General features: G+C 60.4%; 19 protein-coding genes. 5 read left to right on the plus strand and 14 right to left on the minus strand.

Translation table 11 applies throughout. From position 1 onward, the window contains the following. Positions 1 to 60: 60 nt before the first annotated feature. On the minus strand, positions 61 to 1278 hold the full coding sequence (locus tag ACQK2G_RS21720; RefSeq protein WP_425407130.1) for a glycosyltransferase family protein: 1218 nt from the start codon (positions 1276 to 1278) through the stop codon (positions 61 to 63). A 326-nt stretch (positions 1279 to 1604) separates the two neighbouring features. Here ACQK2G_RS21720 and ACQK2G_RS21725 point away from each other — a divergent pair, with 326 nt between their 5' ends. Further along, entirely contained in the window at positions 1605 to 2132 is a 528-nt protein-coding gene (locus tag ACQK2G_RS21725; RefSeq protein WP_425407131.1) for a class I SAM-dependent methyltransferase, read from the plus strand. On the opposite strand, the gene xth is transcribed toward ACQK2G_RS21725, so the two are convergent. Further along, entirely contained in the window at positions 2122 to 2913 is a 792-nt protein-coding gene (gene xth / locus ACQK2G_RS21730; protein WP_425407132.1) for an exodeoxyribonuclease III, read from the minus strand. The genes ACQK2G_RS21725 and xth overlap by 11 nt on opposite strands. Before the next feature lie 52 nt (positions 2914 to 2965). After that, the gene (locus tag ACQK2G_RS21735; RefSeq protein WP_425407133.1) at positions 2966 to 3742 is read right to left on the minus strand and encodes a gamma-glutamyl-gamma-aminobutyrate hydrolase family protein; all 777 of its coding nucleotides are present in this window, start codon (positions 3740 to 3742) and stop codon (positions 2966 to 2968) included. Between the two features lie 234 nt (positions 3743 to 3976). On the opposite strand from ACQK2G_RS21735, the gene ACQK2G_RS21740 reads away from it, so the two are divergent. After that, positions 3977 to 4816, plus strand: coding sequence for a sterol desaturase family protein (locus ACQK2G_RS21740; protein ID WP_425407134.1), 840 nt, complete (start codon positions 3977 to 3979; stop codon positions 4814 to 4816). A gap of 162 nt (positions 4817 to 4978) precedes the next feature. Continuing rightward, the gene (gene ppk2 / locus ACQK2G_RS21745) at positions 4979 to 6085 is read left to right on the plus strand and encodes a polyphosphate kinase 2 (RefSeq protein WP_425407135.1); all 1107 of its coding nucleotides are present in this window, start codon (positions 4979 to 4981) and stop codon (positions 6083 to 6085) included. A gap of 292 nt (positions 6086 to 6377) precedes the next feature. Here ppk2 and ACQK2G_RS21750 read toward each other — a convergent pair whose 3' ends face one another. From ACQK2G_RS21750 to ACQK2G_RS21790, 9 genes are all read right to left on the minus strand, one after another. Beyond that, a complete protein-coding gene (locus ACQK2G_RS21750) occupies positions 6378 to 7097 on the minus strand; it encodes an LrgB family protein (RefSeq protein WP_425407136.1) in 720 nt (239 codons plus the stop codon). Beyond that, complete coding sequence (locus ACQK2G_RS21755; RefSeq protein WP_425407137.1) at positions 7094 to 7465, minus strand: CidA/LrgA family protein; 372 nt, start codon at positions 7463 to 7465, stop codon at positions 7094 to 7096. The genes ACQK2G_RS21750 and ACQK2G_RS21755 overlap by 4 nt, the downstream gene beginning before the upstream one ends. Positions 7466 to 7587: 122 nt before the next feature. Further along, on the minus strand, positions 7588 to 8268 hold the full coding sequence (locus ACQK2G_RS21760) for a substrate-binding periplasmic protein (protein ID WP_425407138.1): 681 nt from the start codon (positions 8266 to 8268) through the stop codon (positions 7588 to 7590). 342 nt (positions 8269 to 8610) lie between these two features. After that, positions 8611 to 8841, minus strand: a complete 231-nt coding sequence (locus ACQK2G_RS21765) for a hypothetical protein (protein WP_425407139.1) — start codon at positions 8839 to 8841, stop codon at positions 8611 to 8613. 16 nt (positions 8842 to 8857) lie between these two features. Beyond that, complete coding sequence (locus tag ACQK2G_RS21770; RefSeq protein ID WP_425407140.1) at positions 8858 to 9622, minus strand: hypothetical protein; 765 nt, start codon at positions 9620 to 9622, stop codon at positions 8858 to 8860. Continuing rightward, the gene (locus tag ACQK2G_RS21775) at positions 9619 to 10695 is read right to left on the minus strand and encodes a Rieske 2Fe-2S domain-containing protein (protein WP_425407141.1); all 1077 of its coding nucleotides are present in this window, start codon (positions 10693 to 10695) and stop codon (positions 9619 to 9621) included. Before ACQK2G_RS21775 ends, ACQK2G_RS21770 begins: the two co-directional genes overlap by 4 nt. Next, positions 10692 to 11066 carry a hypothetical protein gene (locus ACQK2G_RS21780; protein ID WP_425407142.1) on the minus strand — a complete coding sequence of 125 codons (375 nt, stop codon included), beginning with the start codon at positions 11064 to 11066 and terminating at the stop codon, positions 10692 to 10694. The genes ACQK2G_RS21775 and ACQK2G_RS21780 overlap by 4 nt, the downstream gene beginning before the upstream one ends. After that, positions 11063 to 11599, minus strand: coding sequence for an NADPH-dependent FMN reductase (locus ACQK2G_RS21785; protein WP_425407143.1), 537 nt, complete (start codon positions 11597 to 11599; stop codon positions 11063 to 11065). Before ACQK2G_RS21785 ends, ACQK2G_RS21780 begins: the two co-directional genes overlap by 4 nt. 147 nt (positions 11600 to 11746) lie before the next feature. Further along, the gene (locus ACQK2G_RS21790) at positions 11747 to 13267 is read right to left on the minus strand and encodes a YifB family Mg chelatase-like AAA ATPase (RefSeq protein WP_425407144.1); all 1521 of its coding nucleotides are present in this window, start codon (positions 13265 to 13267) and stop codon (positions 11747 to 11749) included. A gap of 188 nt (positions 13268 to 13455) precedes the next feature. Between ACQK2G_RS21790 and ACQK2G_RS21795 the strand changes: the two genes are divergently transcribed. Continuing rightward, positions 13456 to 14934: a class I adenylate-forming enzyme family protein gene (locus ACQK2G_RS21795; RefSeq protein ID WP_425407145.1), complete on the plus strand. Its 1479-nt coding sequence runs from the start codon at positions 13456 to 13458 to the stop codon at positions 14932 to 14934. A gap of 145 nt (positions 14935 to 15079) precedes the next feature. Next, positions 15080 to 15928 (plus strand): ion transporter, encoded by an 849-nt coding sequence (locus ACQK2G_RS21800; protein ID WP_425407146.1) that lies wholly within the window; start codon positions 15080 to 15082, stop codon positions 15926 to 15928. Positions 15929 to 15974: 46 nt separating this feature from the next. On the opposite strand, the gene ACQK2G_RS21805 is transcribed toward ACQK2G_RS21800, so the two are convergent. After that, positions 15975 to 16391, minus strand: coding sequence for an HIT family protein (locus ACQK2G_RS21805; RefSeq protein WP_425407147.1), 417 nt, complete (start codon positions 16389 to 16391; stop codon positions 15975 to 15977). A gap of 23 nt (positions 16392 to 16414) precedes the next feature. Next, a complete protein-coding gene (locus ACQK2G_RS21810; protein WP_425407148.1) occupies positions 16415 to 16831 on the minus strand; it encodes a VOC family protein in 417 nt (138 codons plus the stop codon). Positions 16832 to 16910: the final 79 nt, after the last annotated feature.

Genomic DNA, 16910 nt, shown 5'->3' on the forward strand with positions numbered 1-16910 from the left:
CCGCATCGTTTGGAGCATCATTTGGGCGTCAACCGGTGCCGACTGCGAGAGGCCGGCCCGCTATTTCGAACTGGCGACGCGAACCTTGGGACGGGGACGGGATGCCAGGCGGCCGGCCAGGATATTCACGCTTTCCAACCCGTCGAGCAAACCGGGGATGATCACATCGGAAGGCCGGTTCTGCTGCGGCAGATGGCGCAGCGCCGTCGCCATGTCCTTGGGCGACTTCGTCTCTTCCGGATCCAGCATGTTCAACAGGCCCAACTCCTGTGCCCGTTTGGCGCGGATATACTGTTCCCGGCGCGGATAGCGCCGCGGCACGATGACCGCCGGTTTGTCGAAGGACAGGATCTCGCAGAAGGTATTGTAGCCGCCCATCGCGACCATGCCGACCGCGTCCACAATCAACTGCTCCAGATGGGCGTCGAAGGTGATGATCTCCACATCGTCCAGGTTTTCCGCCCGGCCCTTGAAGGCCGCCTGGCTTTCGGTCGACATGAACGGACCCAAAACGATCAAGGCGGGATAAGGCAGTTTGCGATCGGTCTCATAGGCCTGCAGGACCCAATCGACCAGTTCCTCCCCGTCGCCGCCGCCACCGGGCGTCACCATGATATAGGGTTTCTCGATCTTTGACGTCGCGAAGGCCGCTGTTGGGATATCGGCCGGTTCGCCGCGCTGAAGATAGCCGGTATAGACCATTTTCCGGCGGACGGATTGCGGAATTTCCAGGCCTTCCAGGGGATCGTGGAACTGCGGCAGGCCGTAGACCCAAAGTTCGTCATAATATTGCGACAGGGCCGGGATGGCGCGTTTGCGTTTCCATTCCGGTTCCAGCAAGGCGGGTTCGTCCATCACGTCGCGCAGGCCCAGAACGCAAGGGATACCCTTTTCGTTCAGATATTGCAGGGTGGATTCCACTTCGCCATGCAGGCCTAGCGGCTCCTTGTCGACGATGAAAAGATCCGGGTCGAAGGTCTCGGCCGTGTGCCGAATGATCGACTCCCGGATCGCCAGTGTATCGTCGATATTCATATGCAGCTTCAGCGGGGTGTAATCACCGTTGCGCAGCTTGATCACGCCGGGAACACGGACGAAATCCACCCGCGTCCGGAAGTCGAAACTGCCGATAATCGAAGACCCGGTCAGGATCAGGACGGAAATGTCCTTGGATTCTTCGACCAGGGAATGCGCGATAGCCCTGACGCGCCTCAGGTGACCAAGCCCGAAGGTGTCATGGCTGTACATCAGCACGCGCTTGTGGTGGCCCCGGCTCATCTTCGTGCACCTTCCTCACGGCAGCGGTTTCTTTAAGCCCGCCAATTGCCGGTTTGCGCCCCCCCGCGAACGAATCCCGGGACAATTGAACTCCCCGAAGCGAACTATTACATGGAAAACTCCCATGATCACAATGGATTTTCCGACGCTGGCCGGCATCGTCGGCGCGCCGCACGGAAGCGTGACCGGTAAAAAAACGCCGAAATCCAGCGATTTCCGGCCTGTTCACGATATTGTTGGACGGTCGGCGGTTGGAATTTCGATGATCCCTCTCAGATAGGGTAGGTCGGTAGCGCATGGCTGCCTGGATCGCGAAGGGAAGAGACGTGTCACGACTGGACTCATTCATCCGACGCCTGACGGCACAGCGTGCCTGCTTGAACAAAGCCGCGGAAATGATCGACGGCCGGGAAGGTGTGGTGCTCGAAATCGGGCTTGGGAACGGGCGCACCTTCGATCATCTGCGGGCCCTGTTGCCGAACCGTGAGATCTTTGTCTTCGACCGCCAGGTCGCGGCGCATCCGGACAGCACGCCGGATGATGCACATCTGATCCTCGGCGAAATCCCGGAAACCCTTGCCAGAGCGGCAACCCTTCTACCGGAACCGGCAGTGCTGGTGCACAGCGACATCGGTACCGGCAATCCCCTGGCGGATGCACGTGTCGCGCGGCGGATGGCGGAAATTCTGCCGACCCTGCTTCATCCCGGCGCAATCGTGCTCAGCGACCAGAAGATTCCACTGTCCGGGGCGGAAGAAATCCCGCTTCCCGAGGGCGTTCAGGAAGGACGCTATTTCTTCCGAAGCTGGGGCAACCGGGAGACCCTTAAGCGGGCGGCCGGATCTAGAGCTTGAAATCGACGATCACGGGGACGTGGTCCGACGGTTTTTCCCAGCCACGCGCATCCTTGACGATCTCGACGCCCGATACCGCCCCGGCCAGGGGTTCGGTCACCCAAACATGGTCCAGTCGGCGTCCCTTGTCCGCGGCGCGCCAGTCGCGGGACCGGTAACTCCACCAGCTATAAAGCTTTTCCGGCTCCGGGATTTTGTCCCGAACCGCATCGACCCATTTCATCCCGTTCTGCACCGCGGTCAGTTTCTCCACCTCGATCGGTGTGTGACTGACGATTTTCAGTAACTGCTTGTGGGACCAGACGTCGTTTTCCAGCGGGGCGATGTTCAGGTCGCCCACCAGCACCATCGGCTTGTCCGCCTTGCGATCGGATTTGAACCAGTCGCGCATTTCATCGACGAAACGCAGTTTGTGGTCGAATTTCTCGTTCACCTCCGGATTCGGCTCGTCGCCGCCGGCGGGAACATAGAAATTATGCAGTTCGAACTTGCCGTCCACATCGACGGCCAGATGCCGGCAATCCTCCTTGCCCGCCCAGTCGCGACTGCCGCTATCGGCAAGCGGTAAGCGGGACAGGACCGCGACGCCGTTATAACCCTTCATCCCGCGAAACAGGACGTGCTCGTAGCCGAGCGCCTTGATGTCCTCCAAAGGGAATTTGGAATCCTCGACCTTGGTCTCCTGCAGGCACAGAACGTCGGGCTTATGGCTTTCCGTGAATTGCGCCACGATCGGCATGCGAAGTCGGACGGAGTTGATGTTCCAGGTGGCCAGGCGCATCGGCGGGATCCTTCCAGGTGAGGCAAATGACAGTCAGATAGAGAATTGTGCGTCAGGCGGCGGCACCGGATTGGTATCGCTTCGCGGCATAGGCGCGGGCAGCGTCGCCGAATGCGGCGAACATCGCCTTGCTGAGCGTCCAGGTCAGCGCGACCGGGTGTTCCGGATGCCACTGGACGCTGAGCAGAAAACCCTTGGCCGACGGCATCGACACCGCCTCGATCACGCCATCGGGGCTTTCCGCCTCGACCAACAGTCCGGGGGCGAGGCGATCAATCGCCTGGGAATGCAGGGAATTGACGTTGGCTTCGGTGGCGCCGGCAAGGGCGGCCAGGGGGCCGTCCGGACGGATCGTGATCGAATGGGCGACATCGTACTGGCCCATGTAATCCAGGTCGTTATTGACCCGGTGATCGCGCTTGCCGGGCAATTCCTGAACGTGTTGGTGCAGCGTCCCGCCCAGCGCGACGTTCAATTCCTGATGCCCGCGGCAGACCGCGAAAACCGGCATGCCGCGCTGGATCGCCTTCTTGATCAGCGGCAGGGTGGTACTATCCCTCCGGGCATCGCGTTTGACGCCGTCGCGGAAGGCCGGGCCTTCATAGTGGTGCGGTTCCACATTCGATGGACTGCCGGTCAGGAATAGCCCATCCAGCCGGTCCAGCATCAGGTCCAGGTCGAGCACATCGCCCAGCGGCGGGATGATCATCGGCGTCGCCTCCGCCGCCCCGGCGATGGCATTCACGTATTTGTCGCCCACCTTGACATAAAAGCGGTTGCCTTCGTCTTCGATGGCACAACCTGAAACACCGATCAGCGCGGATTGCATGGCGATCACCTATTTCTGAACCGTCTCGGCGCCGACGCGGCTGGCAAATTGCGGGGCGATGGCGTAACCGATCAGATGCCCCGGCCGCTTTCCGGCGTTTGGATTACCCATCGAATTATCTACCGGATGCGGGCGGATAGAGCACCCCGGAAATTGCGCTATATTTCCGACTTGGCGTCATAGGAAGAATAACCGACCGGTGCGATCCGGTCGGAGAACGGACGGGAAGAAAGCATGGACACCGCGGTCGAAACACTGCTGTTGTTCAAGGGCGCGATCGTCGGGGCCTGGTTTCTGATTTGGTTCGTCCTGGAACGTTTGCGGCCCGCCGCGCATGAGTGGGTTCAGGCGAAGACCGGCGGCACGGAAGCCGATATGCCTGCCGACAGGAGAGCGGGCAGACTGGCCCGCTGGCTGCGGAACGGCGCCCTGTTCGGCATGAATTTCCTGCTCTCCCCTTTGATCGTACTGCCACTCAGCGCCTTCATGGCCGCGCATGGGCCCGCTTGGCGGCCGGATTGGATGGCATCCGCGTTCGGCGGTTGGGGCGGTTTGGTCCTGGATATCCTGCTGTTGGATCTTTTCATCTATGTCTGGCACCGGGTGAACCACGAAGTACCTTTCCTGTGGCGTTTCCATCAGGTTCATCATTTCGACCGGCATCTGGATGTGACGACCGCGGTCCGCTTCCATTTCGGGGAGGTCCTTTTATCGGCCGTCACGCGCGGCGTCTTCATTGGCTTGATGGATATTCCTTTCACCTCCGTCCTGGTATTCGAATCCGTCGTCCTGCTCTGCTCCATCTTTCACCATTCCAACGCGCGGCTGCCCGCACGCGTGGAAAAAGCGCTCTCCAAGGTCATCATCACGCCCGGTATCCATTGGGTACATCACCATGCGATCCGACCGGACACGGATTCCAATTACGGCACCTTGTTCAGTTTTTGGGATCCTTTGTTCGGCTCGCGATCTAATACGGAGCGCTGGACTGAGATGCCGATCGGCTTGCAGGATGAACCGTGCGACCTGTCGCTTGCGGATCTGCTGCTGGCGCCGTTCAGGTCGGTGAGGTAACGCGCAATATTTACCTTATTTTAGTATTAACAGGGACCGTACCCCCGGCACGCCGATGCATCTTCCTGGACGAGGTCTGAAAAAGTGCCCCTAATTTGATCAGGATCAACGAAGCTTTAATAAGATTCTGATTTAATGCGCATATTAGCTTGGGGAGAAGCAATGAGCGCAGCAAAAGAAGAGGCATCGGCCAGCGTCGATGCCGCCAAGGTCGATGCACCGGAAAAGATGCCGGTGAAAAATCCCACCACCCGCAAGCCGAAGGTCAAAGCGGCAAAGGCCAAGGCGGCCAAGAAAGACGCGGCGATGGCAAAATCGGCCGAGGAACAGACCGCGGGTCCGACACCGGACAAGCCGTCTGCACTGGAAGGCGATACTCCGGCGCGCCCCGATGGCGGGGCGCAACTGCATCATCTGGCTGAGATGCGGCACGATCCGGAAACCATCCGCCGCCTCTTCGAAAATGGCGAGTATCCTTACCACACCAAGATCAAACGCGTGGTCTATGAAAAGCACAAAGCCGAATTGCAGGTCGAACTGCTGAAGGTTCAGCGCTGGGTGAAGGAAACGGGTCAGAAGATCGTCATTCTTTTCGAAGGTCGCGATGCGGCCGGCAAGGGCGGCACGATCAAACGCTTCATGGAGCACCTGAACCCGCGCGGCGCCCGCGTCGTCGCGTTGGAAAAGCCGACGATCGAGGAACAGGGTCAGTGGTATTTCCAGCGTTATGTCGAACATCTGCCGACGGCGGGCGAAATGGTGTTGTTCGACCGGTCCTGGTACAATAGGGCCGGGGTCGAACGCGTGATGGGGTTCTGCGATCCGAACGACTATCTGGAATTCATGCGGCAGATCCCGGAGCTGGAGCGGATGTGGACCCGATCGGGAATACGGCTCTACAAATATTGGTTCTCCGTCACGCAGGAAGAGCAGAAACGCCGCTTCACCCAACGCAAACGGGATCCGCTGAAACAGTGGAAGCTTTCGCCGATCGACGTCGCCTCATTGCAGAAGTGGGATGACTATACCGAGGCGAAGGAAGCGATGTTCTTCTATACCGACACCGCGGATGCCCCTTGGACCATCATCAAATCCTCGGACAAGAAACGCGCCCGCATCAATTGCATGCAGCATTTCCTGTCGACCCTGCCTTATCCCGGCAAGGACGAAGAAGTGGTTCACGGGCCGGATCCTTTGATTGTCGGTTCGACCCATCATGTGATCGGCAAAAGCGAGCATATCTTGGGCGCTACGCTGCAGGGGGATTAGGACAGGCGCGCAGCCGTATGGGGGCGACCCGAAAGCGCTTTTGTATTGGGCTGGCCTAATCTCCGCGTTAACGGCTTGGGGAGTAGGCGAGGTACACCGCTGCGGACGCGCCCCTCCCCTGGGCCTAGGCGGTCAGCAGAGCCCCGGGGATGCCCCAATCTCCACGCTTCCGGGTCATCTGCTTGTGTAACGATAGATTGTGGATAATGCACCGCAACATTTTATGGTGGTTCGGACGACCGGATTGATCGGGACGCGCCCCATAACGCTGTATGGCCGTAAATTCGTGCGCCTATAACAGCAAGGTCGCGATCAACGGCAGCAGCACGGCAGTCGCCAATCCATTCATTCCCATGGCAAGGCCGGAAAAGGCGGCGGCAGTTTCGCCCAGTTGCACGGCACGCGCGGTGCCGATCCCGTGGGATGCGAGTCCCAGGGCGAAGCCCAGCACGCGCGGGTCACGGACGCGGATCAGCGACAGGATACCGGTGCCGAAGGCTGCCCCGATGATCCCAGTCAGCATGACAAGCACGGCGGTCAATGTCGGCAACCCGCCCATATCCTCTGCAATCGCCATGGCAATCGGCGCCGTTGCTGATTTCGGGGCGAGAGAGACCAGCAACTCCCGGGACGCGTCCATCATCCAGGCGATCATGACCGCAGACCCCGCAGCCGTGAGCGACCCTGCGACCAGGGCAACGGCTAGCGCGGCGGCGGAACGTTTTACGTGGGCGAATTGCCGGTAGAGCGGCACGGCCAGGGCCACCGTGGCGGGCCCCAGAAGAAAGTGGACGAATTGCGCGCCATCGAAATAGACGCCGTATTCGGTGTCGGTGAGGATCAACAAGCCGGAAAGAAGCGCAACCGCGATCAGCACGGGGTTCACAAGTGGATGGCGATCACAGCGGTTATGGATCCAAAGACCGATCTGGTAGGCGACCAGAGTAAAGGTCAGCCCGGCCAAGGGGCTTGCGGATAAATAAACCCAGATATCGCGCGCGGTGCCGTTCATTCGGGTTCACCCGTCTTTCCGGCCGTGCCGTTTTTCGGCATCAACAGTTTCAAGACCAGGGCGGTGACGACGATGGCGGCCACCGTGCTGCCGACCAGGGCGGCGGCGACCGGCTGCCATTCCGACTTCAATAACCCGATATGGGTAATAACACCCACGCCGGCCGGGACGAACAACATGGCCAGATGCTGCAGCAGTCCTGATGAGGCTGCACTCAATCCCTCCGGCACCGATCCTTTCACGACGAGCCCGGCAAACAGCAATGCCATCCCGATCACCGGCCCCGGGATAGGAAGATCCAGCGCCAGCCGGATCACTTCGCCGGCCAACTGGCAGACCAGCAACAATGTAATGAAGCCTAAGGGCATGTAATCTCCCACCACATCTCGTCGGTTAAAGGACGCCAAATTTCTTGTTCGGATGGAAGACTAAGGCCGAATAGGTCGGTGGAGCAATTTATTGAAGGATCCAGAGGCTTGCGCCAACAACGTCAGGAAGCAGGAGTTGTGACCGTGCCGAGTGTCGCGTCGAAAATTCTCTGATAGGTCCCGTCCGCTTTCATCTCGCGCAGTATGGCGCTTCCGCGTGTGGCCAGGTCCGCGCGTGATTTGTGCACATAGTAGTAGACCGAACGTTTCGCAAAAGGCGGTTCATGGGCAACAATACCCTTGATGCCAAGTTCCTCGATCTTGCCGAGCCCGCCCCATTTATTGAAAACAGCAACGTCAATCCGTTCGCGTTCAAGCATCCGGAAAAGGGTTTCGCTATCGCGAACCTTGATCAGGGCTTTTGCCTTCGTGATGTTGCGTTCAAGGATTTTCCAGCCAATGACGATACCGACCCTGTAATCTGCAAGACTCGTCCAATCGGATGTGTCCAGGATCAGCCCCTTGCTGAAGGCGACATAATGCCGTTCCAGAACCGGCTCGTTGAACTGTACCAGGTTCGGATATCTATTCGCCATTCCCGGGTTCCGCGCCAATGTGCCGTCGTCAATGCCATGGTCCAGGTCCTGCAGGCCACGTTCGGCCGGTACGTCTCGAAATCGAACCTTGAAGCCCAAGCGGGCATACATTTCCGTGGCAATGCTATCTTCGAAACCGTCCCGTTCCGGGGTCGCGTAGGGAGGAACCTGAGAGACGCTGATAGAAAGCGTATCGGTCTGAGCCATGGCAGCGCCGTGCGAAAAGAGAACACATGTGAAAGCAAGGACAAAGGCTATTTTCCGCCCGGACATGCCGTTCTCCGATGAGGTGCAAGAGATCAAACTTGGCTGAATATTAGCACCTAATAAAATAAGAATGTACATGCAATTTGCCGCAGTGGGTATACACCGTTGAATTTGACCCCGGATAGGCGGGGTCTTCAGCAATATGAGGGCCGCGGAACAGGGCCTACCGTTCTTGTCGGCGATGGTGTGGGCGCCACTCAAGTTGCGGTAACAACCCGCGCGGTAATTTTCGGTTTGCTTTAGGCATCGGCCAGCAGGGTGAGGAATGCCGTGGCCGGTCGATCAATCTTCGTGATCTGGATGCTGGGTCTTGGAATAGGCCCATTCGGCAAGGGTCAGGAACAGGAAGGATCCTACCGCGACAATCGGCAGTCGCCATTCCATCAGGATGGCGCGGATCGGGCGGATGGGTTCCCAGCGTGCGAAATCGGGAAACCAGGTCCAGGCGCCATAGATCAACGCGGCCGTGAGGATGAAAAGGCCGAGACCCAGTATGTGCCGTAAGGTAATCATGGTCCCAATTCCTCGGTCATGGCCGGGTTATGGTCTGCGGGTCAACCGTCAAAACCATCATATTGCCGATGCGCGTCAGGGCGCCCTCCAGGGTGACTGGTTCCGCGGTGCGATTCAGAACGGAGTTCGACACCGGCTTGCCGCCGGTTTCCATCATCAGAAAGAAAGTCTCCCCTTGCACCGGATGCGCGGAAACGAAGATCGGCGGCTGGCCGCCGCTGATGCACAGATTTGCACAGGCCTTATGCGCAAGCCCTTCCCCCGGCCGCATGGCGCCGACCACACAGCGACCGTCGCAGATTTCACCCGATAGGCGCCAACGGCCCAGATCCTGTGCGGCGGGAGGCCCAACCGCAACGGTCGCTTCGATCGGTGACAGACCCTGCTTGCCACCGGCAAGCTGCAGCATCCGAAGCGTCCCGCGTTCCATTACGATGCCACTGGCCGCGACGGCTTTTCCGGCAAGACCGTTGATCCTGTCCTGAACGCCGGTTTTACCATTCCCATTCAAAAGGATTGCTTGTCCAGCGGGGACGGCCTCGGTTCCTTGTGTCACCCAAAGCGCGGGATAGGGACCGCCGATCACCACCCCTTGCAGATCCTGTCGGCCGAAGTCGAACCGGAAACGACCGCCTTCAGGGTCCTCCTGGGTTGCGCCGGTCACCAACGACATGCCAGCGAAGCCGATCACAATGAAAACACAGACCGTGCTCAGGAACAGCTTGAGCTGCTTCGGGATCCTGCCGGCCCAGCCGACGAAGAAAGGCGCGTTCGGCTTCATGCAGGGCCCCCTTCCAGAGATGCGGTGCCGCTCAACCGGACCGGTTCCTGATAGGTGCCGGGCGGGTTGGCCGAGCCATGGACCTGCAGCATCCCGTCATTCAGGCGCAGCCGATAGGTCGGAATCATTTCCGTGAAGGGCGGCGGCGACCGCCCGTCCTCCATCCGATAGCCGAAGCCGTGCCAGGGACATGTTATGCAGCCGCCGACGATCTTGCCCTCGCCCAAGGGCCCGTTCTGATGGGCACAAGCATTGGCCACAGCGGCGAAGGTATCACCATTGCGGAACACCGCCACACGTTCGTCCGGGGATAACACGATGATGCGTCCACGCTTGTCCGGGATTTCCAACGGCGGGCACACATCGATCCACCCGCCGGAATCGGTGCGGATGGCTTGGGTCGCGTGCCTGCGCTCGCTCACGGCGGCAAGCGCGTGAAGAACGGCCACCGTGCCGGCACCGCCGAAAAGCAGCAGGCTCAACCCCAGGCTTCCTTGATCGATCCAGGCGCCGAACGCGAGATGTGCCGTGGCGCAGAGATAGCCCGGATAGATCAGAAGATGCAGCCGCTTCCAAAGTTTCGGGCCCAGAAAGTTGAGCCAGAAATCGTGGCTGGTGAAGGCCATTACGGCCAGCACGAGCAGTGCGGCGATGCCCAGAACCTCGAACGGAAAACCGACCAGTTGTCCGAAGGATGTATTGGATCCGAGAAGGGCTTCCAATTTCGGTGTGCGACTGAATGCGAAATACCAATCCAGAACGAACAGCGCATGGCTCAACGCGATGAAAAACGTCAGCACACCGAAATGCCGGCGATTGTAGAGCAGCGGCAGGAAGCGCGTATCGAGCCGCGCCAAGGGTCCGATCGCCAGAATGACGGTAAGCATCAGGAAAGCGCAGGTGCCGAACGCCCGGGCCCGCCAGATCTGTGCATCGACCGGGCGCGAATGGTCGGCAAGCGCGGGGGTAAGATAAAGGAAGAAGGCGATATAGACGAAAGCGGCAGCCAGAAGAACACCGTCGTAGATCCACTTGTTTCGATTCCACTGGACCGGGATGTAACGAACACTCATGACGTGCTCACCCGTTCGATAGACCCGATCTTCTGCGGCGGCGGCAGGTCCTGCACCGGTCGGACGAGCAGCGCGGTCAAAAGGATCAGTACAATCACGGCGGCCATACCGAAACCCATCCAGCCGATCGCTCCGCGCTGCGGCGAATGTCGGTTGTGCCAGTCCTCCCGATTGGATGCGATGAGACGCCAACGCCAGAGGACAATAGGCCAAAGCAGGCACAATCCCGGCGCGATCAGTACACGGAAGACGTAGCCGCCCCTGGCATTGGGTTCGACACGGTCGAGACCGACAAACAGGAAGGCAAGGGCGACGACTGCGCCGATCGCCAGCCAAATTTCGGCTGCGGCGATCAGGCCCGCGGCGCTCATCTGTCGGCCCCGATCAGATCGCGTAGCGCCGCGACGTGCCGGTCGAGGGCCTTGTCGGTGCGTTCATCGACCAGCCGGCCATCCGCATCAAAGGCCTTGCCGGCTTGGGCAACCATCAATTCCGGCAATTGCATGATGCGAGGATTGAAAGGCGTCAGGCAATGGCGCAGGGAATACTGTGACCGTTCGCCGCCGGCGCGTCCGGCCGCGGCGGACATGATCACCACCGGCTTGCCGTTCAGGGGCTGGTCGTCGTCCCGGCTTATCCAATCCAACGCATTCTTCAAGCCGCCCGGCAGGTTCTTGTTGTATTCGGGCGTGGAGATCAGAACGCCGTCCGACGCGCGGATCTGACCCACAAGGGTCGTGACTTCCCTTGGCGTGCCTTCGGCCTCAAGGTCCTCATCGAATAGCGGCAGTCGAATATCGGCCAACGTGCACTCTGCATCGGTCAGCTTGCTGAAAGCCAACCGAACCAAAGCGGTGTTGAAAGAAGCCCGCCGAAGTGACCCGGATATGCCAAGAATCTTCATTTGGAAAAGACCTCTCCCCAAATCCAATGAACGGTAACATGATATTGCGTGAAAGTGGCGCTTCTTTATACGTCGGCGGCGGCAAGGCCGAATCAACTCATCCTCACAGCTGCGCGAGCGTCTTGTGCGGACATTACCCCGTGGCTCTTATCCCGTTGGGCGTATCCGGCGATAGGCCAGAGCCTCGGCAATATGGGGGCGGCGAACCTGGGCCGTACCCTCCATGTCGGCGATGGTGCGGGCGACACGCAGAACGCGGTGATAACCACGCGCGGTGAGCTTCAATTTGGTCGCGGCGTCGGCCAACAGTGCGCGGCCCGGTTCGTCCGGCGCGGCGACCTCCTCCAGCAAGGTGCCATCGGCATCCGCATTGGTGCGGACCGGTTTCGCGCCGGTCACACCGGCATAACGCGTGGTCTGGATATCGCGGGCGGCTTTTACCCGCGCTGCAACTTCGGCCGAACCTTCCGCGGGCGGCGGCAGGCTCAGGTCGACCGGATTCACGGCCGGCACATCGACATGAATGTCGATCCGGTCGAACAGCGGGCCGGAAATCTTCGCCTGGTAATCCAAGGCGCAGCGCGGCACCCGGCTGCAGGCCATGTCCGGGTCGTCCAGATGGCCGCAGCGGCACGGGTTCATCGCTGCGATCAACTGAATGCGCGCCGGATAGGTGACATGGGCATTGGCGCGGGCAACCACGGCCTTGCCTGTTTCGAGGGGCTGCCGAAGCGATTCCAGACTTTGACGATTGAATTCAGGAAGCTCGTCCAGAAACAACACACCATTGTGGGAAAGGCTGATTTCACCCGGTTGGGCACGCTGGCCGCCGCCGACCAGCGCCGGTGTGCTGACCGTATGATGTGGATTGCGATAGGGGCGCCGCGTCGCAAGCCCCTGCTCCTTCAAAATGCCGGCGACGCTCTGTACCAGGGAAAGCTCGAGCGCCTCCTTCGGCGTCAGCGGCGGCAGGATACCGGGTAGCCGTTCGGCTAACATGCTCTTGCCGGCGCCGGGCGGCCCGATCATCAAAAGATTGTGGCCGCCGGCAGCGGCGATCTCAATGGCGCGCTTAGCGGCTTCCTGGCCCTTGATGTCCCGCAGATCGGGAATCCCGTCGGTGTCCTGGGCGACGACACCTTCCGGGCGGGCAAGGGCAACGCGGCCCTTGAAATGGTTCACCAGGGTCAGCAGGTCGATGGGCGCCAGCACTTCCAAATCGCCGGCCCAGACCGCTTCCGGTCCGCAGGCCGCGGGGCAGATCAACCCCTTTTCCGTTTCCATTGCCGCCATGGCGGCCGGCAAAACACCGCTGACCGGCGCCAGTTTGGAATCCAGGCCCAACTCCCCCAGCACCAGAAACCCGTCCAATGCATCGCTGGGAATGACCTCCAATGCCAGCATCAGACCGAGCGCGATGGGCAGGTCGTAATGGCTACCTTCCTTCTGCAGGTCTGCCGGTGACAGATTGATGGTGATCCGCTTCGGCGGCAGCGCCAGGCCAATGGCGGTGAGAGCGGCGCGGACGCGTTCCTTGCTTTCGGCCACGGCCTTGTCAGGCAGGCCAACGATAGCAAAGGCGGGCAACCCGTTGGACAATTGAACCTGAACATCGACCGGCCGTGTCTCCACCCCCTGGAAGGCGACCGTCGTCACATGCGCAACCAAATTCCCGCTCCGTCTTATGGTTGATAAAACTATACAGGCTTCGCCTTCCAAGGCACGCGGGAAATGCGGGGCCGGATTGTGTCGGCTTGCGCATGCACGGTGCCGCGCCGAACGATATTCCCACCGGGCGTTGTTTGGCGGTACAGTTCCAATCGGAAAAAGAAACGAACCGTCGCGGGACGCCCATCGTGACCGAATACCCATCGACCGTTGCCTATATTGGCTATCATGCCGCGACCGCGCCCGCACATGTCGCGGTTGTCGAGGGCGGCCGCGGTGTCAGCTATCGCGAATTCTACCGGGATATCGGAAAAGTGGCGGGGGCGCTGGCGGATTTCGGGATTTCCACGGGCGAAACGGTCGCCGTCGAGATCAACGGATTTTACCGCCACTGGGTCACGATCCTGGCCTGCGAGGCCTTGGGCGCCGGGACGCTTTCCTTCAGCCAATCGGAGCTTCCCTCCCTGAAGGCGCATTTTGCGGCGATGGACCGGGTGATCTGTTCGCCGGAAGCCGATCTGAGCCAGGTGGCCGCCGCAGGCGGACCCGCCATTCATGTCACCGACCAGGACTGGCTTGCCGCCGTTGCCCGCCGGGAACCGACGGATATCCCGACCACGGTCCGTTTTGCCGCCGACGCACCGGTACGGATCGTTAAAAGCTACGGCACCATGGGCATCCTGCAATTGATGGTGCATACCGGAAAGGTGCACGATTTCTGGCTGCGTCAATTCCGGTTCCGCACGACGATGGACCGGAATTCCCGTTACCTGATGACCGCCGGTTTCGGCATTCAGGCTTTTCATGTCCACGCGACCAGCTGTATCCGAATGGGGGGTACCTGCCTATGCGGCAATCCGAACGAGCTGACCCAGGACATCGAACGCTATGGCGTCACCCATGCGACCTTCATGCCCAATCAGATGGATCAGCTTCTCGCCGCACGGGGAGAAAAGCCCCTGGATCCGCGTTTGAAGCAAGTCTTCACCATCGGCGCGCCGGCCGCCAAACCGGTTCGGGCGAAGGCGCGGCAGTTGTTGGCGGAGGAGATCTCGGAAAGTTACGGCACCAACGAGGCCGGCGGCATCTGCAGCATGGATGATGACGGTGTCGGCACGGTCTTTCCGGGTGTGGAGGTCGAGGTCGTGGATGCCGACGGCCGATCCGGGATCGGGTCCCAGGGACAGATCAGATTGCGGAGCGCGGGCGTTGTCGACGGATATCTGGGGGATCCCGAAACCTCGGCCCGGATGTTCCGCGATGGTTGGTTCTATCCCGGTGATATCGGCGTCCTATATGATCGCCGGCGGTTGACCCTGGCGGGACGGGTCGAGGACTACCTGGACATTGCCGGAACGAAATACTCGTTGAATGTATTGGAAAAAGCTTTGCTGGAAGCCTTGCCGGCGGTGGATATCTGCCTGCTGGCGGGCACGCATTCGAATGGCGGCGGCGCGGCGCCCGTGCTGACCATGCTGGTCCTGACCGAAACGCCGGAAGACGCGGCACGGATCCGCAAGGAGGCGCCGGCATTCCTGCCGCCCGGGCTGGGCCGACTGAAGGTGATAGAAGCCCAGCAAATCCCCCGGGGTACCGATGGCAGCGTCCAGCGCGCCAAACTTGCCTGGCAGTTGCAGCAGGCCCTGTCGGGCCGCCCGCCCGGCTAGAGAACGTCCCCCGCCCTCCCCGACAGCTCCCGCAAAGCGAAACACGGTACCTGTACAAGACGGGCCCTGACCGGCTTGCAAAGCGGGAGTGCGGCCCTTACTTCCAAGTGCCGCCAATCTACCCGTCCATCAGCTATCGGTCACCATGTTCGCAGCACGAGAAAAACTCGGAAAATTCGTCGAAGGCGTCTGGTTCCAGACCTTCGTCACGGGCCTGATCATCGCCAATGCGATCACCCTGGGCCTTGAAACCGTCCCCGGCATCATGGCGACTTACGGGGACTGGCTGCATCTTTTCGACAAGGCGGTGCTGACCGTCTTCGTTTTCGAAATTCTCGGAAAGTTGCTGTACCGCCATTGGCGCTTCTTTCTCGACGGATGGAACCTCTTCGATTTCATCATCGTCGGCATTGCGCTGATCCCGGCCTCCGGTCCGCTCACCGTTCTGCGTTCGCTGCGGGTACTCCGGGTGTTCCGTCTGCTCTCCGTGGTGCCGTCGATGCGGCGCGTGGTACAGGCGCTGTTGTCGGCCATTCCGGGCATCGGATCGGTCGGGTTGCTGATCCTGCTGATCTTCTATGTCGGCGCGGTCATCACCACCAAGGTATTCGGACCCGCCTTCCCCGAATGGTTCGGCACGATCGGGGCGTCGATGTATACGCTTTTCCAGGTGATGACGCTGGAAAGCTGGTCGATGGGGATCGCCCGGCCGGTGCTCGAACAGTTTCCGCTCGCCTGGATTTTCTTCGTGCCCTTTATCCTGGTCACCAGTTTCACGGTGCTGAACCTGTTCATCGGGATCATCGTCGATGCCATGCAGTCCCAGCACCTGGCGGAACAGCGGGAACTGGACGCTCATATTGATGCGCAAATGGATGCGCAGACCGCGGCGATCCATGCGGATTCGGTTGCCCTGGAACGGCGGCTCGACCGCCTGATGACCGAGATCGCCGATATCAAGCGCCTGCTTGCGGACAGAAATCGCAGAACTTGATGCATGGCGCGCAGGGATACCGTCACGCGCGCAGAAGGCCTTTCGATTATCGGGTCAGGGTCTTCCGCAGCGTCGCGGCATAGCTGGCCAGCACGTCCTGCGGCGGATTCTTCGCCGGCCAGACAAGGTCGACCCCGTCTGCCTCGAAGCGCGGCAGTATGTGCAGATGAAGATGCGGCACCGTCTGGAAGCCCGCCGGCCGGTTCGCTTGCAGAATGGTCAGCCCGTCAGACGGCAGCGCATGCTGCGCTGCCTTGGCTATGCGGTTGGCGATCCGAAACAAATGGGCGGCAAGGTCCTCCTCGGCGTCCAGCATGGTTTCCACATGCGGTTTCGACAGAATAAGAACATGGCCCGGATTGACCTGGCCGATATCCATGATGGCCAGGACGTGATCGTCCTCGTGCACCACATGGGCGGGACTCTCTCCCCGCACGATCCTGCAGAACACACAGTCCGACATTTTTCTCTCCCGAGCTCAACAGCTTACGCCCTCTTGTCCGGCGGGCCGACCCACATGAACGGGTTGTAACAGACCTCCCACAAATGTCCGTCCGGATCGGCGAAATAGCCGTGATAGCCGCCCCAGGACGCGGGTTGCGGTTTCTTGACCTCTGCCGCGCCGGCATGAACGGCGTCCTCCATCACGCGACGGACCTCGCGCTCCGTGACGACGTTATGGCAGAGATTGATCGCGGTATAGCCCTGACCGCGGGAGGAAACGCCGGCATCCTTGGCCAGATGCTCTCGTTCGCACAGGCCGAGCCAGGCGCCGTCCAGTTTGAAGAAGGCCACTTGCGGCGGGCTCTCGATCTGCGGCAGGCCGAGCCCCTCGCGGTAGAAGCCGGCGGAAGCGGCGACGTCCTTCACGCCGAGCGAGACCATGCTGATCCGGGGTTTCATGCGATTACCTCTCCTTTATTTGTTCGTGTTATGTTCCATTTAGATGAATTGCTTGCAAGAGGAATCTCAGGCCTCTTTC

The organism is Hwanghaeella sp., from assembly GCF_965227365.1.
Classification (GTDB): Bacteria; Pseudomonadota; Alphaproteobacteria; order UBA8366; family Aestuariispiraceae; genus Hwanghaeella.